The sequence below is a fragment of the Streptomyces sp. NPDC060049 genome (assembly GCF_042736715.1).
GTDB lineage: Bacteria > Actinomycetota > Actinomycetes > Streptomycetales > Streptomycetaceae > Streptomyces.
The window spans coordinates 123,149-144,438 of sequence record NZ_JBHWVV010000005.1 but is presented as its reverse complement, the minus strand read 5'-3'; the positions used below and the strand labels follow the sequence as shown (position 1 = coordinate 144,438).

The 21,290-nt window shown below is 69.7% G+C and carries 19 protein-coding genes and 3 pseudogenes; 7 read left to right on the top strand and 15 right to left on the bottom strand.

Annotation, left to right across the window (positions count from 1 at the left end; all coding sequences use genetic code 11):
• Positions 1-16: 16 nt before the first annotated feature.
• Both ACFWBY_RS10870 and ACFWBY_RS10865 read right to left on the bottom strand, forming a co-directional pair.
• Positions 17-181 (bottom strand): annotated as a pseudogene (locus ACFWBY_RS10870) (transposase); the annotation flags it as partial.
• Between the two features lie 89 nt (positions 182-270).
• Positions 271-894, bottom strand: coding sequence for a histidine phosphatase family protein (locus ACFWBY_RS10865; protein ID WP_385331809.1), 624 nt, complete (start codon positions 892-894; stop codon positions 271-273).
• 543 nt (positions 895-1,437) lie between these two features.
• Here ACFWBY_RS10865 and ACFWBY_RS10860 point away from each other — a divergent pair.
• From ACFWBY_RS10860 to ACFWBY_RS10850, 3 genes and pseudogenes are all read left to right on the top strand, one after another.
• Positions 1,438-2,991 (top strand): alpha/beta hydrolase, encoded by a 1,554-nt coding sequence (locus ACFWBY_RS10860; RefSeq protein WP_385331812.1) that lies wholly within the window; start codon positions 1,438-1,440, stop codon positions 2,989-2,991.
• 83 nt (positions 2,992-3,074) lie between these two features.
• Positions 3,075-3,320 (top strand): annotated as a pseudogene (locus tag ACFWBY_RS10855) (hypothetical protein); the annotation flags it as partial.
• Positions 3,321-3,348: 28 nt separating this feature from the next.
• Entirely contained in the window at positions 3,349-3,786 is a 438-nt protein-coding gene (locus ACFWBY_RS10850; protein WP_385331814.1) for a hypothetical protein, read from the top strand.
• Positions 3,787-3,829: 43 nt separating this feature from the next.
• Here ACFWBY_RS10850 and ACFWBY_RS10845 read toward each other — a convergent pair whose 3' ends face one another.
• The 7 genes from ACFWBY_RS10845 to ACFWBY_RS10815 form a co-directional block, all read right to left on the bottom strand.
• Positions 3,830-4,168 carry a hypothetical protein gene (locus tag ACFWBY_RS10845; RefSeq protein WP_385331817.1) on the bottom strand — a complete coding sequence of 113 codons (339 nt, stop codon included), beginning with the start codon at positions 4,166-4,168 and terminating at the stop codon, positions 3,830-3,832.
• A 258-nt stretch (positions 4,169-4,426) separates the two neighbouring features.
• On the bottom strand, positions 4,427-5,032 hold the full coding sequence (locus ACFWBY_RS10840; RefSeq protein ID WP_385331820.1) for a hypothetical protein: 606 nt from the start codon (positions 5,030-5,032) through the stop codon (positions 4,427-4,429).
• A gap of 172 nt (positions 5,033-5,204) precedes the next feature.
• Entirely contained in the window at positions 5,205-6,197 is a 993-nt protein-coding gene (locus tag ACFWBY_RS10835; RefSeq protein WP_385331823.1) for a DUF4344 domain-containing metallopeptidase, read from the bottom strand.
• A gap of 148 nt (positions 6,198-6,345) precedes the next feature.
• The gene (locus tag ACFWBY_RS10830) at positions 6,346-6,573 is read right to left on the bottom strand and encodes a hypothetical protein (protein ID WP_385331826.1); all 228 of its coding nucleotides are present in this window, start codon (positions 6,571-6,573) and stop codon (positions 6,346-6,348) included.
• A 736-nt stretch (positions 6,574-7,309) separates the two neighbouring features.
• On the bottom strand, positions 7,310-7,411 hold the full coding sequence (locus tag ACFWBY_RS10825; RefSeq protein WP_385331828.1) for a helicase associated domain-containing protein: 102 nt from the start codon (positions 7,409-7,411) through the stop codon (positions 7,310-7,312).
• Positions 7,412-7,971: 560 nt separating this feature from the next.
• Positions 7,972-8,121, bottom strand: a complete 150-nt coding sequence (locus tag ACFWBY_RS10820) for a hypothetical protein (protein WP_385409657.1) — start codon at positions 8,119-8,121, stop codon at positions 7,972-7,974.
• Between the two features lie 53 nt (positions 8,122-8,174).
• Positions 8,175-8,597, bottom strand: coding sequence for an ATP-binding protein (locus tag ACFWBY_RS10815; protein ID WP_385331830.1), 423 nt, complete (start codon positions 8,595-8,597; stop codon positions 8,175-8,177).
• An 82-nt stretch (positions 8,598-8,679) separates the two neighbouring features.
• Between ACFWBY_RS10815 and ACFWBY_RS10810 the strand changes: the two genes are divergently transcribed.
• Entirely contained in the window at positions 8,680-8,994 is a 315-nt protein-coding gene (locus ACFWBY_RS10810) for a trypco2 family protein (RefSeq protein WP_385331833.1), read from the top strand.
• The gene (locus tag ACFWBY_RS10805) at positions 8,991-13,082 is read left to right on the top strand and encodes a trypsin-like peptidase domain-containing protein (protein WP_385409647.1); all 4,092 of its coding nucleotides are present in this window, start codon (positions 8,991-8,993) and stop codon (positions 13,080-13,082) included. Before ACFWBY_RS10810 ends, ACFWBY_RS10805 begins: the two co-directional genes overlap by 4 nt.
• Before the next feature lie 654 nt (positions 13,083-13,736).
• On the opposite strand, the pseudogene ACFWBY_RS10800 reads toward ACFWBY_RS10805, so the two are convergent.
• From ACFWBY_RS10800 to ACFWBY_RS10780, 5 genes and pseudogenes are all read right to left on the bottom strand, one after another.
• Positions 13,737-14,360: pseudogene (locus ACFWBY_RS10800) on the bottom strand (IS5 family transposase); the annotation flags it as partial.
• An 850-nt stretch (positions 14,361-15,210) separates the two neighbouring features.
• On the bottom strand, positions 15,211-15,972 hold the full coding sequence (locus ACFWBY_RS10795; protein WP_385331839.1) for a DUF4253 domain-containing protein: 762 nt from the start codon (positions 15,970-15,972) through the stop codon (positions 15,211-15,213).
• Positions 15,973-16,055: 83 nt separating this feature from the next.
• Complete coding sequence (locus ACFWBY_RS10790; protein WP_385331842.1) at positions 16,056-16,460, bottom strand: hypothetical protein; 405 nt, start codon at positions 16,458-16,460, stop codon at positions 16,056-16,058.
• A 33-nt stretch (positions 16,461-16,493) separates the two neighbouring features.
• Positions 16,494-16,919, bottom strand: coding sequence for a DUF4259 domain-containing protein (locus ACFWBY_RS10785; protein ID WP_385331845.1), 426 nt, complete (start codon positions 16,917-16,919; stop codon positions 16,494-16,496).
• A 373-nt stretch (positions 16,920-17,292) separates the two neighbouring features.
• On the bottom strand, positions 17,293-18,636 hold the full coding sequence (locus tag ACFWBY_RS10780) for a polysaccharide lyase family 1 protein (RefSeq protein ID WP_385331848.1): 1,344 nt from the start codon (positions 18,634-18,636) through the stop codon (positions 17,293-17,295).
• A gap of 542 nt (positions 18,637-19,178) precedes the next feature.
• Between ACFWBY_RS10780 and ACFWBY_RS10775 the strand changes: the two genes are divergently transcribed.
• Both ACFWBY_RS10775 and ACFWBY_RS10770 read left to right on the top strand, forming a co-directional pair.
• Entirely contained in the window at positions 19,179-19,745 is a 567-nt protein-coding gene (locus tag ACFWBY_RS10775) for a SigE family RNA polymerase sigma factor (protein ID WP_385331850.1), read from the top strand.
• Positions 19,742-20,608: a hypothetical protein gene (locus ACFWBY_RS10770; protein ID WP_385331853.1), complete on the top strand. Its 867-nt coding sequence runs from the start codon at positions 19,742-19,744 to the stop codon at positions 20,606-20,608. Before ACFWBY_RS10775 ends, ACFWBY_RS10770 begins: the two co-directional genes overlap by 4 nt.
• 261 nt (positions 20,609-20,869) lie before the next feature.
• Here ACFWBY_RS10770 and ACFWBY_RS10765 read toward each other — a convergent pair whose 3' ends face one another.
• The gene (locus tag ACFWBY_RS10765; protein ID WP_385331856.1) at positions 20,870-21,016 is read right to left on the bottom strand and encodes a hypothetical protein; all 147 of its coding nucleotides are present in this window, start codon (positions 21,014-21,016) and stop codon (positions 20,870-20,872) included.
• Positions 21,017-21,290: the final 274 nt, after the last annotated feature.

The window sequence follows — 21,290 nt, the reverse complement described above, 5'->3', positions numbered from 1 at the left end:
AGCGGGCCCTAACGAGCTCGTCGGGCAGGTCTCGCCAGGGCGAGCCGGTGCGGTACTTCCACGCAATGGCCGCGAGGGTGCGGCGGTGGTCGGCCCACCGCCGCCCACGGACTGGATCGGCCGGCATCAGCGGCTCGATGCGGTCCCACATCACATCAGTGATCACTAACCGGACAGACATATCCGATCAACTGACCGACGCACTGGGACGACACGCTTGAGGCCCTCGCCTGGAGCGATGACCCAATGCACTTGGCTCGGCGGGAGCATTCAGATGTGCAAGTCGGGCGGAAACCCGGTCCAGCGCAGTTCGGTGGGCAGATGCCGCATGTCGTTGGAGATGAGGACGGAGGCTGGCCGACCGGGCGCGTATCGGATGACCGTGAGTGCGGCGTTGCCGTGGTTGAGGCCGAGCCAGCGCCACTTCGGCGCGTGCATGGCCTCCCGGACGAGCCAGGCGACCAGGAAGTTGTGGGTGACGACCAGTTCGTGCCGGTCCTCTTCGGCATCCACCGGCCCAGTGAACAGACCCAGCGCCTGCCGCGCCAGCGCAGGCCCGTGCTCCCGCTCCTCGTCGGGGACATCAGCGAGGAAGCGGAGGAAGAAGTCGGCTGATTCCGCCGGCAGCTCGTCCCTCACCGGCATGTAGGGGACGTAGTCACCGGCAATGTCGGAGACGGTAAGGGGGACGTTCTTCAGGTGGTCGCCAATCAGCCGCGCGGTCTGCTCAGCCCGGGGCAGTGGACCATGGTGCACGGCTGAGAAGGGAATATCCCGGAGGCGTTGGCCGAGCAGCGTGGCTTGTCGACGGCCGCCCTCTGTCAGCCCGCTCTCGTCCGGCGATGCCTCGCCGTGCCGGACGAGATACAGGTATCGGGTGGCTATGCCAGTCATCACAAACTCCTCTGCGCCCGCTAACGATCTTGTGCATCCATGGACGCTGCCGCCTCCAATGTCGGTTCCATCTGCCGTCAAAGAGACACGCTCTAGCGCCCACGAGCGTTCTGGGTGGGTAGGGGGATCACACGGGCTTGGGCACGGAGGGCGTCGTTCTCTCCTCTGCCAGCAGGGCTTTAAGGGAATCGTTACCGCTGCTCGGAGGCAGTGATGAGGCCGGCCGAGACTCAGCGAACTGTTGGCGAGGTATCGGCCGGGGTACGACAGACATACTCAAACCTCGAAAGCCACATGCAACGAAGTGGCGTCAACAAGCGAGAGTGGCGACTGAAGTGCCGGCCGGACTGGCACATAACAGCACGTCGCAGGCCTTCCATGCACAGCGCGTACGGCGGGCGCGCGGGCGCACACCACAGGATCCCAAACCGCACCGGCGTCGATGGCCACCGGCGGACTGGCCTGACAGCCCGGTCTGCGGGTTCGGGAGCGGGTGCCTATGGTGGGTATGGGACGGCCCGGGGGTCAGCTGAGGAGGGTGTCGTGCGCCACCTCATCCACAGCCGCAGGTCGCGGACGCCCGTCCGCACGGTCGGCGTGGTGTGCGTCCTGGCCCTGGCGGGCCTCGGAGCCGCCCCGAGTCCGAACCCGACCCCCGCCGCGCCGCAGATCCGCTGGGGTGCTTGTCCGCTGCCCGCGGAGGACGTGCCCGCCGGGATGCAGTGCGGGACCATCGAGGTCCCGCTCGACCACGCGAACCCGGCCGAGGGGAAGGTCGCGGTGGACCTGGCCCGGATCCGGGCCGTTGGGCCCGGGAAGCGTCTCGGCTCGCTGCTGCTGAACTACGGCGGGCCCGGCGCCTCCGGCATCGAGGACCTGGCCGCCGATCCCAAAGCCCTCGCCGACCTGGGAGAGCGGTACGACCTCGTCGCCTTCGACCCCCGCGGGGTCGGCCACAGCGACCCCGTCACCTGCCAGGGCGAGAGCCCGGTCGCGGCGGAGCTGGTCACCACCGGCGAGATCGACGTGGCCGAGCTGCTGGCCGAGATCCGCGCCCAGGCCCAGCGCTGCGCGAAGGACTCCGGCCCGGTCCTCCCGTACATGGGAACGGTCCATGTCGCCCGCGACATGGACGTGTTGCGTCAGGCCCTCGGCGAGCCGAAGCTCAACTACCTCGGGTTCTCCTACGGTTCCCGGCTCGGCGCCGTGTACGCGGCACTGTTCCCGCAGCGCACCGGCCGCATGGTCCTCGACGGTGTCGACAACCTCACCGGGTCGCTGGCGGAGCGGGCCCTAGCCACGGCGCGGGCCCGGCAGCGGGCCTTGGGCAGCTTCCTGACCTGGTGCGCCCAGCGCAAGGGCTGCGTCTACGGCACCGACGCCCACGCCGCCGACGAGAGGGTGGCCGCTCTCATCGAACGGCTCGACCGCAAGCCGCTGGCCGGCGACGACGGCGAGGAGCTCAACGGGGTGACGGCGTCGACGGCCATCAGCCAGGGCCTCTTCGCGAGGGCACTGTGGCCCGACCTCGCCGACGCGCTGGCCATGGCCGAGCGCGACGGCAACCCGGCGGGCCTGCTCCGGATCCTCGACCCCTATGCCGCACCCGAGAGTCAGGAGCAGGAGGAAGAGGACCCCGATCCGATCCCTGCCGACAATTTCGGAGCCTCCATCATGGCCGTGAACTGCGCGGACGAACCGGACAGGTCCCTCGACGAGGGCTCCCCCGCAGCCGCGGAGAAGGAGGTCGCACGCCTGGAGGGTGAGTTCCGCGAGGCGTCGAAGGTCTTCGGGCCGCACCTGCTGGGGCTGGCGCTCATCTGCTACGGCCGCCCCGCCGGCACCGATTTCATCCGGAAGATCGACCACCCGGGCGCCCCGCCGATGCTGCTGGTCGGCACCCGCGGCGACCCGGCCACCCCGTACGAGTGGACGGAGCAGACCGCCGAACGGCTCGGATCGGGAGTGGTCCTCGCATACGAGGGCGAGGGACACACCGGTTATCTGTTCTCGGCCTGCGTGCGCGGCTACGTGAACCGCTTCCTGCTCGACGGGCAGCTGCCGACCGGGGCGCAGTCCTGTCCGCCCGAGGGCTGACGAGGGCCTGGGAGGCCGGCCGCCCGGTTCGGGCGGCGGGTGCCTCTGCCCCTCCCGCTCCGTCAGCTTCCGGACCCTGACCGGTGGTGCCATCCCGCCTCCCCTGCTGGTTGGAAGCGACATCACTTCCAACCAGCACTACGAGCAACCCGGCGAACCTATGCGGTCACAGCACTAGCCGGACGCGGCGCGAGCTGGCCAGAGACTTAGATCTGTCCGACCACCTCGGATACCCGGACCGGTTCCTGGCTCTGCTGGGCCGGCTGTGGAACCTGGGGGAGGACGATTTCAGCGTCTGGGGGCCACACCTGGGCACGCTGCGTTCCGATATCGAACGCCACGTGATCCGGTTCCCGGGTGACTGGTCGACCGAGACCCTTTCGAGCAGATCGGTGCGTTCGAGGCCGCGCACCCCCGCCCCGCTTCGGGGGGTTCGTCGAGGGTCTGGCTTCCGCCGAGGCCCTCCCCGACGAGCAGGCGCAGCGCCGCTTCGTCGAGCTCGCCAACCGGCATCTGCAATTCGTGGGCGCCAAGCTGAGCCAGGACGGGGAAGCAGACGGCTACCCCCACTATCCAGCTCGTCGAGCACGGCCGCGGCACCGCACGCCGACCGCGCAACCTCATCTTCGCCACCCTGGGCAGACCCGACATCCGCTTCACCAGCGCCCTCCACAACGACATCGAGGTAGCCGAACGCGCCGACGAGGTGCTGGTCTACGACCGCCCCGTCGGCAAAGAGGGACTGCTCTGGCGGCACCTCCTGTCCTGGTGGCAGGAAACCCGGAATATCACTGATCAGGAGCAGGCGGCGCGGGCCCTCTACAGCCGCATGGAGGCTTCACTGCCACCAAAATCCCCAGGCCAGAAGAATCTGTTCTGGCACTACCACCACACCAACCGGGACCGCTTGAACGACGTTCCCGCCCTCCTGCCGGAGATATGGCTGCTCTGGGACCCCAAGACCCTGGGCGAACGCGGCGCGCACGCCATGCAGAACCTCCGGATGGACTTCCTCATGCTGCTCCCGGGCACCCGGCGGGTGGTACTGGAGGTCGACGGCATGCAGCACTACACCCGCAACGGCGGAACCGAGCCCGACAGCGCGAAATACGCCGCCACCATGTCCGGGGACCGCGACCTGAAGTTCCGCGGCTACGAGGTGTTCCGGTTCGGCCACGACGAACTCCGCGACCGCGACCAGCCCTGCTCGCCAGCTTCTTCACCACGCTCCTTGACCGCCCACCCACCGGTCCGTCTCGGGTGCCGCTATCAGCCTAGGGCTGATCTGGGCTCCACTGTTCTGGTCAAGGCGCCGGCGGCGCAGGCACTTGCAGGTGTGAGCGCCGAGCTCGGAACGGCAGGCAGGAGAGTTCGGGGGAGAACAGCCTGCTGGTGCCGTGGACGGCGTAGCCGGACCGGGCATGGAAGGCGGTACTCAGCGCGTGAAAGTGAACGCGTCGATACCGTCCGTGCTTGCGCCGATCTCGTTCAGCAGCGACATGTCCGACCGCGTGGAGGTCGACGTCGGCTCTCCTACCTCGGTCCAGGACAGGGCCTCGTCGTCGATCGCCGCGAGCTTGGCTACTTGCTCCTCGTTGAGCCTGTACGTCGCCGCGAGGGCCACGCGCCGCTGGGCAGCCTTGGCGGCCGCCTTGGCCCTTGCTACGGCTTCGGCGGCGGCGGGGTCGTACACCTGGAGCATGGTCTGTTCGCCGCCGACTTCGTTTCCGTAGGCGTCGATGCCCTTGACCTGAACGGAGACCGCCGCGCCGTGGGTGAAGGTGCCGGGCCGGGTGTTGTTGTTGGAGTCGATGGTGACGGACCAGTCACTGGAGGGGGCGTCGGCGGTGACCTTGAAGCCGTCCTTGCGGGCGGCTCCGGCCGGGGCGTTGTCACCGGTGCCGTGCTGTCCGGCGGTGACCTCGATGCTGACGATCCGGGCGGGCCGTCCGAAGTAGCCGCGCATGATGCCGGAGATGGTGATCTCGGAGCCGTCGGCTACGGCCTTGTTGGACTTGATGGACACGGAAGTCTCGGACACTCGCTGTTCCCCTGTTCCCCTGTTCCCCTGTTCCCCTGTTCGGCGCCGGTGTGCGGATATTGATCTTGCTGGTGGAGCGTTGCCCACCGCCTCGGCGCCGATCCCGCGATAGTCCCCGGAACCCTGCTGCGCGACTACGCGGACGAGATCGACGGGGTACGCGTCATTTACCTCATTGACCGCTGCGGATCTCGTCGATGCGCTTCGCCAGAGCCTGTGTCTCCGCGACCAGCCGCCCGTGCGCCTTCTTCTGCTCCTCGGCACCCTGGGCCCTGAACGCCCCGCTGAAGTGGGGTTGGAACTGGGTCCACCAGCCGTAGTCCAGCATTGCCCACGCCTGTGGGCAGAGGGGGGCGCGGGTCTTCGGGAGATAGCCGCTGTCGACCAGGGACTGCTGGTACTTCTTCGGGTCGCTGCCCTCCAGGTAGCACAGGAAGTTGAAGGCCCGCTGCTGGGTAACGGGGTGGTCGCTCGACATGCCCTCCAGGGTCGGCGTGCCTTCCTTGCGTGCGATCTCGTCGAAGAGGATCGCGGCGGCCAGCGAGGGGCCCGGCCCGACCTCGTTGACGGTATAGAAGGACGCGAAGCCGTCCGCCGCGTCCTCTTCGAGACCGAGGTTGGCCAGGAGGAGCTGGCGCTGCAGGGCATGGCCCATCTCGTGGCCGAAGATGAATTCGGTCGACAGCACGGTCAGGTCGTCGGTGTTGTACTCGGACGCGGGGAACGGGGCGGGCCGTTCGACGGTCTTCACGACGTCGGCGAGGGCCTTCTCGATCTCGGTCAGGAACGGTGGCGGGACGAAGATCGTCCTGCCGTCGGGCTGGGTGACGGCGTCGGTGACGCCGGGCGGCACGGCGGCGGTGACCTTCACAACCATGTCGTGCGGGAGGGTGAGCGATCTGTTCACCCAGTCGGCCGTACGCTCCAGCACGCGGGAGTTCCGGATCAGTGCCACAGCCTCCCGGTCCTCCGGTTTGACCGTTTGGGCCTCGTAGACGACGGTGACCCTGCCGGAGCGCGCCGCCTGGGGGCGGGGCCCTGCTCCAGGCCCCTGCCCGGCGTCGCGGGCCTCGCCGCTGCACCCGGTCGAGACGACCCCGGCGAGGAGCAGCACACCTGACAGGACGATGCGCGCCCTCTTCGAGCGACCGGCGGTGTTCGGCATCCTTGATCGGCTCCCGTCGCGTGTCCCCGCACTGATCCTCCGGCCGTCCGGAGGCGGGTGCCCGTCGAGCCGCCCGTACGGGGGACCGTTCGCTGTGTGGGCGACCTTCGGGAGGCCGCCTGGTTCGACCCGTTCGACAATCGCAGCATCAGGGATCTCCGACGAAGACGACCAGGTACGCGCCGTCGCAATGAGCGACATCATGCTCCCGCTCGACCCGCACCGCTTCCTGTTTCTGCCCGGGCCCACCACCCAGGAGGACGACCGCCGCAAACAGGTGGACCACCTGATACACGCGGAAGGCGCCATCGGCATCGCGCTCGTGGAGGTGGCGTACGACGTTGCCGACCAGTTCGTGATCCACCACCCAGAACACGACCCCTGGAAGCACTGGGAACCGACAGGCCCCGGCCAGCCGATGCCCCGGGAAGGGCAAACGCACTCTGCCCCGCAGTACATCCTGCGATACCCTGTTTTTCCGCCCAATCAGAACATTGAACGCCGCTGGACCGTCGAACACCCACCCCCACGCCCCCGTCTGTGTTGCACCCCTGACCTGCGGTGGCAGGGGTAGATGGCCGTCCGGGACCGCTGTTGCACTCCTGCGTTCTGCGGGAACGCCCTCCGACGCCACCAGCTGTTGGATAGCGTCCCACCATGTACATGGCAGCCGAATCGAGGTGTCCTTCCGGCGCGTCGGTCATGAGGCGGTGGACTCCTTGCTCCTACGGCGAGCAGGGCAGTCGGCTCCGCTCCCTGTGGCCGACGCAGACGACAGGGGGTGCGCGCTTCCGGGCAAGCACCCCGGCCCGCGATGAACGCGTCACTCGAAGCGGGGACGCGACTGCGCCACCGCTGGTCCCACCGGCCGGCCGCGTAGACCAGCGACTGCAACGCACCCGCTCGGCCGTGCAACACCGGCGCTGCAACGCGCCTACGCGTTGCACCCTGACCTGTGAAAGCACGAGACCACAGCCACCAGGGACCTGTGTTGCAGCCCGTGTTGTACCGCCGTCCGGTGCCAGAAGGCAAGACGAAGGCCCCGGGGGTCACGACGTCCCGGGGCCTCCACTTCGCTGACCTCACAGCTCAACGACGAACGAGGTGGCGTGTCACGCCCGGTCCATGCCCAGCTTCGCGAGGGCGGCGAGCTGGTCTGCGGTGAGCTTGCCGCGCCGGCTCTTGGTGTTGGAGACCCACACGCCCAGCTTCACGACCACAGGCTCGGCCCAGTGGGCCTCGCAGGATCGTTGCGAGCTACGCACTTTCACTGGTCGTCGACAAGCGGTGTCGGGAGTCATTGAATCTGCGCAGCGGACATGCTGCTGACTGGTGTATGCAGTTTGGGTGAGCGGGTTTCTGGCTGGTTGGCTCACTGAATCTGTACAGGCTTGGAACGCTCCGGCCGTGTGACCTGCGGGTTTTCTGCAAGCGGCTGGCCGCGGCGGGCCGGACCGTGTTCTACGGGGGCGTCGCCTACTCCGTCCTGTCCTTCACGGCGGGCGGCTCCGACGAGCAGGGGTGACCAGCAGTCCAGGGACGTCACCACGAAGGCCCTCGAGCTGCCGGCGGGGCAGTGGCTCGTGGGCGCGGCCGGGGCCGGTATCGCCATCGCGCGCCATCGCGGGCGTGGTCCGCCGTCCGCGCGGCCCTGCGCACGATCGCCAAGCACCTGGACCTGTCCGAGGTGCCGAATGGGGTGGGCCAGGCCGTCGAGGCGGTGGGGGTGCCCGTGGTGCGGTGCTTACACCGCCCTGACGAAGCAACATGAGGGCTACTCGGCGATGGCTGCCGCCCACGACGCTGTCGGCGCGTGGCTCGCCGGGCACGGGTACGCCCGCGGTGCCTCGTCCGCCGCCTCGGCGAGCTCGTTGACCAGGTTCGCCGTGGTCGTGTAGCGGACCTTCAGACCAGCCTCGGCGATGGCGGCGCCGATCCCGATCAGCAGGTGCGATTTCCCGGTGCCGGAGTCGCCGATCAGGCAGGGAGGCTGCCGGCGGTGACCCAGGCCGGATCGCCGAGCGTGTTGACCTGCTCGGGTGTGACGTTCAAATTCTTCTCGAAGTCGAAGTCCTCCAGCCGCCTGGAGCGGGGGAAGTTCGCTTCCCTGACCAAGCGGAGCTTCTTGCGTTCCTCCCGGTGGGCGCATTCGGCTTCCAGCAGGTCGGCCAGGAAGGCCTTGTAGCTGGACCGCTCCTTCATGGCGGTGGCTGCCACCTGCTCCCATCGGGTGCGGATCGTAAGCAGGTGCAGGGCCCGGCAGGCTTCGTCGATGACGGTTTCGACTGCGCCTGGGGCGTCGGTGTCCTGCCGGGGAGAGGGGACCAGCTCGCCGGTGCGGTGGTGGGAGTGCTCCCGCGGGCAGCGACTCGGAGCCTTGCAGGCCGCCTTCCTGCCCATGATTCGGAGCCCTCAGGGTGGCGCATCCGGACGGTTGGCGGCAGTGGGGACGGGCATTAATGGGGCGACGGAGGGGGAAAACATGGGTGAGGCGGATAGCGGCGACTGGCTCGACCTGGCCGACGCGCTGAGCGCGCTGCACGAGCAGTTGGGAGAAGCGCAACTGCGAGCGGCCGACAGCCCGATCAGGCTGTCCGTCGAGGAGGTGACCGTCGAGTTCGGCATGGAGCTCCGCCGGTTGGCCCGCGGGGACGGCGCCTTGCGGTTCGGGGTGGTAAGCGCGGGCGGCGGAGTGGAACGTGCGTCGGTCGGCACGCACCGCGTCACGCTGCGGCTCAACGCCCGTACAGAGTCCGGGGAGCCGCTGGATGTCGATGACAGGGACGACGGCGAGTGAGCGCTGCCGGCCCTGATCCCCGGCGCGTCGTCCAGGTCAGGTGCCGACCGGCCTTCGGTACGGGATACGTGATCGGGCCAGGGCTTGTCCTGACCGCGGCCCACGTTGTGGCAGGAGCGCCCGGTCCGGAAGGCGAGTCCCCAGGGGGCGGCCCCGAGGTCCTGGACGTCGATTCCCCTCGCGTTACCGTGCGCGCACCCGGCGCGGAGGCCGTCGACGGCAAGGTGGTGTGGCGGGTCCGGAGCGACGCGGGGGACGCCGCACTCGTCGAGATTCCGGTCACCGCCGATGCCGCGACCATGCCGGGTCCCCCCACCCGGTACGGCGAGTTCGTGTCCGCTCTGCCGCGGCAGCCGGTAGAGGCCGTCGGCTTCCCGCGCCTGCAGAAGTACGGGTCGGTGCGCGACCAGGAGCACTTCGCGGGGAATGCCAGCCCGCTGACCGGACTCGTCTCGGGACACTACGAGGTGGCCAGCTCCACACCGCTGCCCAGGCCGCGGCCCGAGGAGGACTCGGCTTCCTGGGCAGGGATGTCGGGCGCCGCGGTGTTCAGCGGTGGCCTGCTCGTCGGCGTCGTGCGCAGCGACCGCCGCGCCCGTGTGGGCGCCCGACTCACCGCCACGCCCGTGGCGACCCTCCTCGCCGACCGGCGGTTCCGGGAGATCGTGCGGGGCGCGATCGGCTGGAAGCCGCAGTGCGAACCGGCAGAGCTGGCTGGCGTCCTGGAGTCCCCGTACCCCGACCGGGACATCCGGTCGGTGGCCTCACTGCTGCGCGCGGAGGCCGAGACGGTGGGCTTCCACGGCAGGACGGCGGAGATCGAGGAGCTCGCGGCCTGGTGCCAGGGCACCGAGCCGCTGTCATTGCGCCTCTTAACGGGCCAGGGCGGGCAGGGCAAGAGCCGGCTGGTACGGCGGTTCCTGGCCGAGCAGCGCGCCCGCGGATGGGCGGCGGGCGTGCTCCGGCGCGACGGTACTGCCCAAAGCACGGTGGGTGGGGAGCCGTTCGCTGCGGTGGCCCGAACCCGGCGGCCCGTCCTGGTCGCCGTCGACTACGCGGAGAACCACCTCGCCGAGGTGCGGGCCCTCATCGGGCAGGCGCGGGCAGCGAGTGGCCCGGTGCGTGTGCTGTTGGTCACGAGGGAGAGCGAGGCCCTAGCGGTAGGCCGCGCCGACGCTGATCCGAGCCTGCGTGAACTGTTCGCCGGTGCAGAGGAGCTGGCGCTGCCCGTGCTCTTCGCCACCCCGGAGGAGCGGGCTACCGCGTTCGAGGCCGCCGTACGCGACCTGGCCGCCGCGCTGCCGGCCGTCCCGAGCCACGAGGGGCCCGACTGGGCCGCGGCCGCCGCACACGTCACCGTCCCGGAAGCGCTGGCCAGGGAAAGTGGTTCGGTGCTCGGCGTCCAACTCGCTGCGCTCACAGCTCTCTTGGAGCGGATCAGCCGCCGCGCCGCGGGTCCCGACGAACCGGTCGAGCGCACCCTTTTGCGCCACGAGGAGGCGTATTGGTCGGCGGTGGCCCGGCGGCACGGACTGCACCTCGACGCCGCGGCCCTGCGCGGTACTGTCGCGGCCCTCGCCCTGGTCACCGTCTCCGGCGAGGAGCAGGCGTGCGACCTCTTCACGACGATGACCGGCACGTCGGCCGCGGCTGGCGACCGCGCCCTCGACGGCGCCCGCTGGCTCGGGGAGCTGTACCCGCGGGGCGGTCGCGGCGGCATCCTCGGCGCCGTCCAGCCGGACCGTCTCGCGGAGTTCCTGCTCATCGACGCCTGCGCGCAGCGGCCCGACCTGCTCGCCCGCATCGTGTCCGTCGCCTCCCGCACTGGTAACCCGCAGGAGATCGCCCTGATCGAAGCGCAGTTCGGCCCCGACGGGACCAGCTCGTACGGCCAGATGAAGGCTTTGCGAGCGGCCGTGCTCGCGGCACGGGCGCAGGCTGCAGCCGGCGGGGCTGCCGGGCCGCTGCTCGACCAGATCGAGCGGACCGCGAGCTTGCCGATGGTCACCGACGAGACGCTGCGGTGGACCGTAATGAACATATTCGCCTCCTCGGCTGTGGTGGGCGCGGACGACTTCACCACGGACGCGGAGGGGCGCTCGGTGCTGGCCCGCGAGGTCCTGATCAACGCGCCGCTGGACCCGGCGGCGGCCGCTCTGCAGGTCGCCGGCTTCCGCAGGGGCGCGCACGGGATGGTGCGGCGAGACGTGCTTGACGAGGCCTTCGCGCACGCCACGTTCGCCTTCCTCCTGTCCCGGTTGGGCCGGGAGGAGGAGGCACTGGAGGAGAGCGCCCGCGCGCTCGCCTGCCACCGTGCGGTGCCGGGCGCGCGCGAGCACCTGGCCGACCATCTCCACGCGCACGCCGAGCGGTTGCGCCGCCTTGGCCAGAACGCCGAGGCCGCGGAGTGCCTGCGGGAGGAGGTGGAGCTGCGCGGGAGCGCCGAAGAGCTGCCGTTCCAGCTTCCCTTGGCGTACGAGGCGCTCGTCGAGGCGCTGCTGGCGGCCGGGCGGACCGAACACGCGAGGGCGTACGCCGAACGCGCCGCAGCCCTGCTGCGCCCGCAGGCCCGAGTGCCGTCGCGGGAGCAGGCCCAGTGGTACGCCCGCGCGCTCAGCGGCCAGGCGGACGCGCTCGCCGCGGACGGCGCGGTGGACCAGGCACTCGACTGCTGCGCGCGGGCGGAGGACTTCCTCGACATGCTGCCCGCGGCCACCGCCGTGGCCCTGGCCGGCGTGCGGGCGGCGCTGTCCACCCGGTGGGCCGAGCTGACGGTCGCGGCAGGCGGCCGGGAGGGCGTCGCCGCACGCTGGCGGCTGGCCGCCGAGCACTGGCTGCGGGCCGACGGGCCGTACCGGGGCCGGGACCCGATGGCGCAGGCGGCGATCTGCCTGGTCAACACCTCGGTCGGCCACAGTGCGGCGGGCGAGCACGCGGCCGCCACCGCGGCGGCGGGCGAGGCGGTACAGCTTGTGGAGGGCCCCCGCGGAGTGGTGCTGCGCAGGGACTACCCCGCCGTGTGCGAGCAGGTCCAGGTCCGCCAAGTTGCCTCGCTCGTCGACGCTGACCGGTTCGGCGAGGCGCTGAGCGAGGCCGAACGGCGCTGGTCCCGCCTCGCCCCGGCCGGAACGCAGGCGCGCAGCATTTCGGCCGACTCACTTCGTCACGTGCAGCACGCCTACGCGAGCGCCGAGCGGTACGACGACGCGTTACGGGCCGGGCGCATCGCCGCGCTGGCGATCGACGCGCTGGAGACCTCGCCCGAGGGCACGAGGAGCGACCAGGAGGCCGCCACAAGGGCCATCACGCTCACCGAACTCAGCGGCTGCCTCGCGACGGAAGGCCACCGCGGAGAGGGCGCCCGGGTCGCCGCCCGCGCGGCGACCATGTGGCGCCGATTGTGTGCCGCCCGCCCCACCCTCACCCGGCATCTGACCGAGTCCCTGATCAGCCAGGGAGAGTGCCTGCGCCTGTCCGGCCAGTACGCCGAGGCCGCGAGCGTCTTCGCGGAGGCCGCCGCGACGGTGCGGGACGCGCCGGGAGGTGGGACGGTGAGCCGAACGGCCCTGGGCAAGGACCACGACCCGGCGCCCGCCCATTCGCCCGAACCGCGCGCGCAGCTCGCCCGGTTGCTCGACCGTCAGGCGTGGTGCGCGGAGCAGGCCGGGCGCATCGACACCGCGCTGAACGCGTACCAGGAGATCGTCGAACTGCACCGGCGGGCCGACGACGCGGCGGCGCTCGCCTCGGCCCTCACGAACCTGGCGGTCACCGCGCAGCGGGCGGGCGACCCGGGTGCGGGCCTGGCCGCCGTCACGGAGGCGGTGGCGCTGTACGGGCGTCTGTACTACCCCGACCCGGGTCCGCACGGCCGCGAAGTGGCCAGGACCTTCCTCGTGTACGCGGAGTGCCTGCGCCGCTCGGGCCGACCCGCCGACGCCGTCGCGCCGCTCATGAACGCCTTGGGCATGGCCCGCGACGCCGCGGACGACGGCATCGCAGAGGCATGCCGTTCCTCCCTACAGCTCGCCTCGGCCGCGGACCCTGAGGGGGTCCGGGCCGCGATCGAACGGTTTCTCGGCACCTGAGGTCCCGCGAATACGGTGGCGAAGAAGACCGCGCGGCGTCAGGCGGTGACCGTGCCCAGCAGGCCGCTGACGTCGACGGACAGGCCGGGGCGTGGCAGGCGGCGGACGGGGAAGGGAGCGGCCCGGTCTCGTCAGCGGTTCAGTCGGCCAGCGCCGGTGCCCAGACGAGGTCTACCTGGCCAGCCTGGAATCAACGGAGACCATCCGGCCGTACGGGGCGGTCTGGTGCAGATCAGCGAGGCCATCGAAATCCGTTTCGTGCCGGCAGCAGTCACCCGCACACCGGGGTGTGGCCGCGTCGTCACCTGCGGCCCTTGGGTGGCCTCAGGCCCTGCCCTGCCTCGTCCTCGAAGCACAGCCGGGCGTCCAGATCCGCCGCCCTCATTTGCTACGGGCCACCCGCCCCGAGCTTGCACGGGGCACCGCCCGCCCCTTCGGACAGGAGGGCCTGCCGGCCCCCCGCGGCCAGCGCTTTGCGCCAGCGGTTCACCGACATCCGCGTCACGCGAAAACGCCGGGCGACCTCACCGCCACTCGCCGCGGCCTCGATCAACACCGCGGCCTCCGACCCAACCCGCTCCCGCCGAGCACGCTCCTGCGCCGTCAGCCCGCCAGCATCGGGATACCTCACCCCTCCGGCATGGCGCAGATCGAGCACCGTTCCACGACGTTGCGGTGCTTGTAGACCTGCTTGTTGAATGCCGGCGGTCGGCCGCCGCGGCTGCCTCGCCGAGTCCGTTTGCGGACTTGGTTGGACCGTTCCGGGATCGTGTGCGTGATGCCGCGGCATCGCAGCCAAGTACGGATGTTCCTCGAGCTGTAGCCCTTGTCGTTGATGTTCCCGCCTGTCAGGACGAACGCGAGGGCTCGGCCCGTCCCATCGCAAGGTGATTCTTGCTGGTCAGCCCGCCGCGGGACCGGCCGAGGGCCGGGTTGCGGAGCCCCCTTTTCGGGCCCCGGCCGCGTGCTGGTGGGCACGGACAACGGTGGAGTCCACCGACACCAGCCACGCGATGTCGCCTGCCGCGTCTGCTTGCGCCTGCGCGGCCTGGAGCATCCGCTCGAATGTTCTGTCCGCCGCCCAGCGGCGGAAACGGGTGTGGCCCACGCCCCGTACCGGTCGGGCACGTCCCGCCAGGCGACCCCGGTCCGGAACTTCCACACGATCCCGTTCAGGACCGTCCGGTCGTCCAGCCGCGGCCGCCCCAGCGCAGGCTGCGGGAGCAACGGCTGCACGAGTTCCCACTCGGCGTCCGACAGTTCATGGCGACATATCACCCGACCGTGATCCACAACGCAAGATCAATTTGACGGCAGACCCTAGACGCCCAAGATCAATCTCAACCCGCCGTACCGATGGTCCCCAAGGGCCGGGAGCACCGCTGCAGGCACCCTTGACTGGCCGGCCGGCTCACTGGACGGTCGCGCCGCCCCGGCCAGCCACCGTTGCCGACAGCAACCGAGTAGTGAACGAAGAGCAGCACTGGCCGATTTCCCGGCTCTGGCCGCAGTTTCGTAAGCCGGTTCGCCCGCCCGGCCTCGGCTGTAGTGGATGCCGTCTTGGATCATTGGTGCGTCTATCCGAGTGCCTTCCGGATCTCCCGCGAGCCAGCGACGCACTGTGGGGGTAGGTCGTTTCGCACGAGGCGACCTTGGGATCCGTGAGGAGATCAGCCATGTACGCAGTGGTTCGACGGTATGAAGGGGTGACTGATCCTGCCAAGGCGGGGCGCCGAGTGGAAGAGGGGTTCGTACCTCTCCTTCGCCAAGTGCCTGGATTCGTGGCCTACTACTGGGTTAACGCGGGGGGTGGAGTGATGCTCTCTACCAGCGTCTTTGAAGACCAAGCCGGGGCCGAAGAGTCAGTCAAGAGGGCCGCTGACTTCGTACGGGACAACCTCGCGTCGCTGCTACCTGAACCTCCCCAAGTCACGGCCGGCCAGGTTGTGGCTGCTGGGTAACGGCCTCCGGAGTGGTTCTGTATCCACGCGCCCCCCAGAACAGACTGCGGTTCGTTCTCGTCGAAGTTCATCCCACCTGTTCACGAGTGCCGCTGATCAGGCATGAATGAAGCTCTTGAAGATCATTTCCCACCAGCCGGGTGATCGTTTCCCAGGTGAGGGACGGATCAGTCCCACCAAAAGTCCCAGCGGTGAGCACCGGTGATCCGCTCGGCGTACCCGGCCAATGTGTACGGCCTGCTTCCCTGCCAGATGTTGTCCGGGCAGAACGCGAAGTGCTCGGCCGCGACCAGGAGGGCCTCCTGCTCGTCTACTGGTGGCGAGGCGACGCTGAGGTGCAAGGTGTCAAACCCGACCGCGACGACACGGGCGCCGAACCGGTGCTCCCAATCGCGGACGACCGCGGAGGCCTTCGCCGTGTCGTTGTCGTAGTTGCAGGGACCGAACCAGCCCGCAGCCGTCAGTGCCTCGGCACCGGACGCTGCTGCGACCAGCCCCAGACGTGTCTGTGGGCGGTCGCCGAGGAACGCCTGCGCGAACTCGCTGGCCAGTTGATCGGGGCTCGGTGCCGTCTCCCGGCCGGGCGCGAGGCCGGGCCAGTCCTGCCCGAAGGGGGTCGTGACAGCCAGGCGCCTTTTGACGTCGAGCGCGTCGTCGTCCTCCTCGTCGGCGGTGTAGGTCGCCCACCACTCTGCGAGGAGGTCGGCAGGGTCGTGGCTTGCCGGGGAGGACATCCGCTCGGGGAAGACCTCCCCGGACCCCCATGGGCGGAATTCGCCATCGTTGGGATCCAGCGCATCGAGCAGAAGCGGCCACATTCCGGAGCGTGTGTGTTCGGCATGCATCCGCGTCCACAGCTCAGCCGTGGCCGGCCCGTCACTGAGCCACAGAGGCTCTACATCTCCGTCGCCTTCATCGGACGTGATCATCCGACCAGGTGGGACCAGGCCCTCAAGACTCGATCGGGTTTCAGGGTGCATGGGCCGGATGCCAATGCTGCGACCAAGGGGCATCACTGCGAGGGTCCGACCACTCGATCGCGGAACTGCTGGCAGGCGTGCCAGCCTGAAGTTTGCCCTGGAGTGATCAGGTCGCCTTCCGCGCAGTCGAGCACCTTGCACCGCAGTGCCTCGGCAAGCCGGAAGACGTGTGTCAGCACGTCATCGCCGGAGCCCCGAACGTGGAGCATGATCGAGTCCACCGGGTCATATGAGCCGATGTTGAGTTCGATGGACCAAGTGGGGCCGGAAAGTTCACCCCAGGCGGGGTCCGAGAGATCAGCTTCGGGACAGGCCAGGGTGACAGCCTCAAGTACATCGTGCCGCCGACCGAGCGGGTCCGGAGCGAAGCCGGCGGGGATCTCGTGCATCGAGGTGATGTCATCAGGCAGGCGGACGAGAAGCACGTCCCAGCTCATGGTGGCCTTCCAGGTAGTAGCGGTGGCGGCGGGTCAGAGAAGGCTGAGCTGTTCTCCCGAAGGCTTTGGCCGGAGCACCTTCTGCAGGCTGCAGATGTTTGCTCGCCAGGGACCGCCATCCGACTCCGCCCATAGCTCCATCAGCTCGGACGGCTCGGTCATGACGCGGTCGAGGGCCTGAAGAGCGAGATCGCGCAGGCCAGTGAGATCAGAAAGGGGCTCTTCCGGCCCATATACGGGATCGGCAGGCTCACCCCCGAGGCACTGCGCGGCGACAAGGGCGGCGGCGGCTACGGCTTCCTCGGATTCTGGTGCTTCGAGGCAGCCCGCGGCTTCGATCACCCGTGTGAGAGTGCCTCGGACGATGCCCTCGCGTTCGCCTGCAGCTGCCTCATCAAGCTCGCCGCCAAAGTCCGCTGCGGTGTCGTTGTCGAAGGGGCCGACGTCCCAGGTGCCCATGGTCTCTCCTGATCATGATGTTGACCGGGGCATCGTGACAGAGGGCACTGACAGCAGCCGCGGAATCCAGGGATGAGATCGCTTCCCGCGCTGGTGGACGTGACTCACCCGCAAGGAGGTCACCCCAACCGAAGCCGTCGAGGCGTCCCAGGTAGCGGCCGCCGCCGCTCGTGGACCATTTCCGCCGGCTTCTGGCCACCGATAACAAGTTCGTGCGGCCTGCGTGAACCGGCTTGTGGGCTGTTGTCCGGCAGACGCCGTGAGGGGCCCGGGAACACATCGGCGGGCCCTCACCGTCCGTGGCGGCGGACCGCGCGGCGCGGTACGCGAGGGCCGGGGGGCGTCGTCTCCCGGCCCTCGCGTGTCTCGGGCGCTACTTGAGCACGCCCGCCCCCGTCGTCGTCGCCAGCGACGTCGGAAGGTTGATCGCCGAGGGCTCCAGGCCCGTCGTGAGGGTCGGTGTCCAGCTGACCGTGGTCTTCAGGTCCTTGGACGAGGCGGCGTTGTAGGCGGCGACGAGGTCGGTCACCGTGCCGTTGACGAGGTTGCCGGAGCCCTTGACCGAGCCGGTGCCGTCACCGCTGAGGAGCTTGGCTGCCTTCGCGCCGGACGGCAGCTTCCAGTAGTTGTTCTCCGCGACGATCTGAGCCTTGGCGCGGGAGTTGATGCTGTACTGCGGCGTGTACCCGTTGAGGGGTGTGACGTCGTAGTAGTTGTTGTAGATGTGGATCTGGCCGATGCGGGCCAGCGGGGCGCGCTGCATGATGCCCTTCCACACGTTGTGGTGGATGGAGACGCGCAGCTTGCCGACGCTGTCGGTGTCGCTGCTGCCGATCAGCATCGTCTTGTCGTGGTTGGTGAACTGGTTGCGCGAGACGGTCACCAGGTCGGATCCCTTGGTGATGTCGAGGGCGCCGTCGTGGATCTGGTACTCGCGGCCGAAGTGCTTCGGGTTGGCACTGTCGAAGTGCGGCGCGTCGGTGAACGTGTTGTGGTCCGCCCACACGTGAGTCGCGCCGCGCAGGGACACCGAGTCGTAGTTGGAGTTCCAGTTGCCGTCGTCGCCGTCGGTCGGGTCCCACTGCGGGAAGCAGTCCTCAGTGGCGGCGAAGGTCAGGTTGCGGACGATGACGTTGTCCACGTTCTGAATCTGGAGCATGGCCCCGGTGAGGCCCGCGTTCGTGCCGGGGACGCCCACGATCGTCGTGTTGGCGGGGACCTTGAAGACCATGTTCTTGCCCTGCTTGGCCTGGGCGGCGGCGCGTGCCGTCTCCTGCGTGCCGGAGGGCAGCTTGGAGCGGCCGTAGGTGGCCGGGTCGTAGGCCTTGAGGTAGGCCGACAGCGAGTAGCCGGTACCGAGGGCGTAGTCGGCGCAGGTCAGCTTCTTTCCGCTGCCATCGGTGTTGGCGTCGATCATGCCGTTGATCTTGATGAGGCGGGGCGTGGTGTCGGAGACCGAGCCCAGCGCCTTGACGAGCTGCGCACGGGTGGAGACGGTGAAGGCGTGGGCGGCGTCGGCCTTCGTGCCACCGGTGGTCCCCGTACCGGAGGACGCCCAGCCGTCCTTCGCGGTGAGCGTCTGGTGGTACAGGTCGGCGGTCCCGGCGTTGGCGTTCATCACGACAGCACCAGAGCCGACGCATACGGCCACGACGGCCGCGCAGAGGACGGCGCCACGACGGGATCGGAGGGACCGGCGGTGGGAGCGAGTAGCCACGGGGCTTCCTTACGGGGAGGAACGGGGTTAACGGGGTTACGCCCTGTCAGTGGCCGCCGACCCTTGAAAGGTTGCCGCGTGCGGGAAGCTTGTTTTGCAGGCCTGACCTGACCTGGCCTGGCCTGACCTGGTCAGGTCAGGCCAGGTCAGGTCCGCAACCGAACCTCATTCGGGACCAAGGGTCACGAGTACACATCCCGCCGACCCGAGCCCCACATAGGCGGGTGGAGGTCAGCTGCCGAAAGTGGCTACCTCTGGCTTTGTCTGCGCGTCCAGGAAGCCATCCACGGTCCCGGTCCGGTCGCCGCATCGATTCAGCCGATCGTCTTGACGGCTGCGGGCGCCCCCTGTGCGCCCGTGCTGGGACCTCTGCCCGCCGACCGAGACCGGGAGTGCCGTCGGGTAACAGACGTGGCAGAGCAAGCGCTTACTCACTGCTACTCTTGCGGATCTCGTCCGGACATTCACATGTCGCACACATGACAGGCACAGGCGCCCGGTTGGTTCCGGGGCCCCGAGGTCGCTGCGAGGAGACATCGCCCGTGGCCACAATTGTCGATGACGCCGCCTCCGTGGAGTTCCATGCCTTCTTCGAGCGGCACCACGCCGAATTGGCCCGGCTCGCACACCTGTTGACCGGCGAGGCGGATGCCGCCGACGACCTGGCCGCGGATGCGCTGCTCGCGCTGTGGCACCGCTGGGACCGGGTGCGGGCGAGCGGGCAGCCGGTGGCGTACGCGCGTGGCGTGGTCGCCAATCTGGCCCGGGCCCGGATACGCAGCGCGGTGCGCGAGCGGCGGCGTGTCGCGCTGTTCTGGGCGCAGCGGGAGGAGAAGACAGAGAATCCGGACGTGGCCGGGGTGGTCGACGTACGAGGGGCGCTGCGCAGGCTGCCGTTCCGGAAGCGGGCGTGTGTCGTGCTGCGCCATGCGTTCGACCTGTCCGAGAAGGACACCGCGCTGGCCCTGGGCGTGTCGGTCGGTACGGTGAAGAGCCAGACCTCGAAGGGGATGGCCGAGCTGCAGCGGCTGCTCGGCACGCAGGACGCTCCGCGTAAGGTGCACGCGGCGATGGCGCGTACCGGGACGGCCGGAGGAAGGGACCGATGACGATGCGGGGGGACGTGGACGACGAGCTGCGCGCCCGGCTGCACGAGGCGGCCGGGGCGCACCGGCCCGACCGCGCGCGGATCCTGGCACGGCTCGAACGCGGCATGGCGCAGGAGGACCTGCCCCGTTTGCGTGCGGCCCGCCCTCCGCGGTTCGGCTGGTTGCGCGCGGTGGGCGTCACCGCGGCGGTCGCGGGGATCCTCGCCGCAGGCGGCTACGGCGTGGCCTCCCTGGTGAACGACATGCCTCCGCAGCAGACGGTCGCGGTCCCGCCGATGCCCGCCCCCACCTCCACCTCCACGCCCGCCCCGTCGACGGACGCGACGCGCCGGGCTCCCTCACCGGTGGACCCGACGCCCGTGGATCCGGCGCCCGCGGACCCGACACCGAGCGCCTCCCGCGAGCCCCGCGAGCCGGGCGTCTCCCCGCCGCGTACGCCCGATGCCGGCGCGCCCGCCGCCGGTGAGCAGGACGGGCCGCTGTGGTCGGACGGCTCCGTGGACCCGCACAGCAACGACTTCTGGGCACAGAGCAACGTCACCCTCAAGACGCGTGAGGAACTGACCACGCTGACCGTCGAGTTGCGGATCGCTCAGACCGGCCAGGTCACCTCCACCGGTGCGTGGCGGTCGCTGCCCGAGGCGGACTTCACGCTGACGATCGCCGAGAAGGACGGTTACCTCGTCCACACCTGGGTGCTCAAGCAGGGTCGTACGGTCCCGGCCGGCCAGTGGGTGTTTGCCGGGCAGTACAACCACGCCAGCGGCGGCCGGGACGCCCGGGACGACCGCTACGCGGCCACCGCCCGGACGCGGAGCGAACAGCTCGCCGTCTCGGGCGACTTCGCCCGGCACGACGACTGATGACGACGAAAACGCAGCAACCTTTCCCCATCCGTGGCGACCAGAGGGCGCAAGATCTTCCCCACGCAAGGAAGGGGCATGACTGCCTGAGCTGAAAAGCGCGTCCGCCACCGTCACCGGGTCACCGCGCGCCGGGCGGCGGTGCAACACGGGCTGCAATACGTGGTGCATCAGCGGTCCCGGCCGGGAACCCGCGGCCCCGTCACCGCAGGTCAGGGGTGCGATACGGATCGGGTGTTCCAGCGAATGCCCAAAGGCCGGCTACCGGCGGCGCGGGATGGTCACCCGGGCCTCCGCCAGGACCATCCCGGTCGCCGGGTTGGGGTACACGGGAACGTACAGGCCCCAGTCGGCCTCACCGACGGTGGGCCAGCCTCCGGCCCACGGGGTGCCGGTGGTCACCAACACGTGACCGGCGAGTGATGTCCGTCCAGTCCTCCAGCCACTCCCTGGCCTTGTCCGGGTCGTGGTCGTGGGGCACAGGGTCCATGGGGCGGTCAGGGGCGGGCTGCGAAGAGGCCCTCCAGGCGTGGCTCTCTTCAAGGGCAGCGGATCGGAAGGAGAGTACGGGACCGCCCAGCGGCGGACCCGGGGCGGGGTGCGGCCTTTCGATGCGGGCACCGGGCGGGCGGAACGGGCGTCGTGCCCCGGACACGCGGCAACCTTTCCGCCCGCGGTGGCA

What these genes read in the sequence shown, in the direction of transcription:
- ACFWBY_RS10770 (WP_385331853.1), top strand. Translation starts at nt 19,742, where the DNA reads ATGACGATGCGGGGGGACGTGGACGACGAGCTGCGCGCCCGGCTGCAC.
- ACFWBY_RS10865 (WP_385331809.1), bottom strand. Translation starts at nt 894, where the DNA reads ATGACTGGCATAGCCACCCGATACCTGTATCTCGTCCGGCACGGCGAG.
- ACFWBY_RS10795 (WP_385331839.1), bottom strand. Translation starts at nt 15,972, where the DNA reads ATGATCACGTCCGATGAAGGCGACGGAGATGTAGAGCCTCTGTGGCTC.
- ACFWBY_RS10790 (WP_385331842.1), bottom strand. Translation starts at nt 16,460, where the DNA reads ATGAGCTGGGACGTGCTTCTCGTCCGCCTGCCTGATGACATCACCTCG.
- ACFWBY_RS10815 (WP_385331830.1), bottom strand. Translation starts at nt 8,597, where the DNA reads ATGGGCAGGAAGGCGGCCTGCAAGGCTCCGAGTCGCTGCCCGCGGGAG.
- ACFWBY_RS10785 (WP_385331845.1), bottom strand. Translation starts at nt 16,919, where the DNA reads ATGGGCACCTGGGACGTCGGCCCCTTCGACAACGACACCGCAGCGGAC.
- ACFWBY_RS10835 (WP_385331823.1), bottom strand. Translation starts at nt 6,197, where the DNA reads ATGCCGAACACCGCCGGTCGCTCGAAGAGGGCGCGCATCGTCCTGTCA.
- ACFWBY_RS10810 (WP_385331833.1), top strand. Translation starts at nt 8,680, where the DNA reads ATGGGTGAGGCGGATAGCGGCGACTGGCTCGACCTGGCCGACGCGCTG.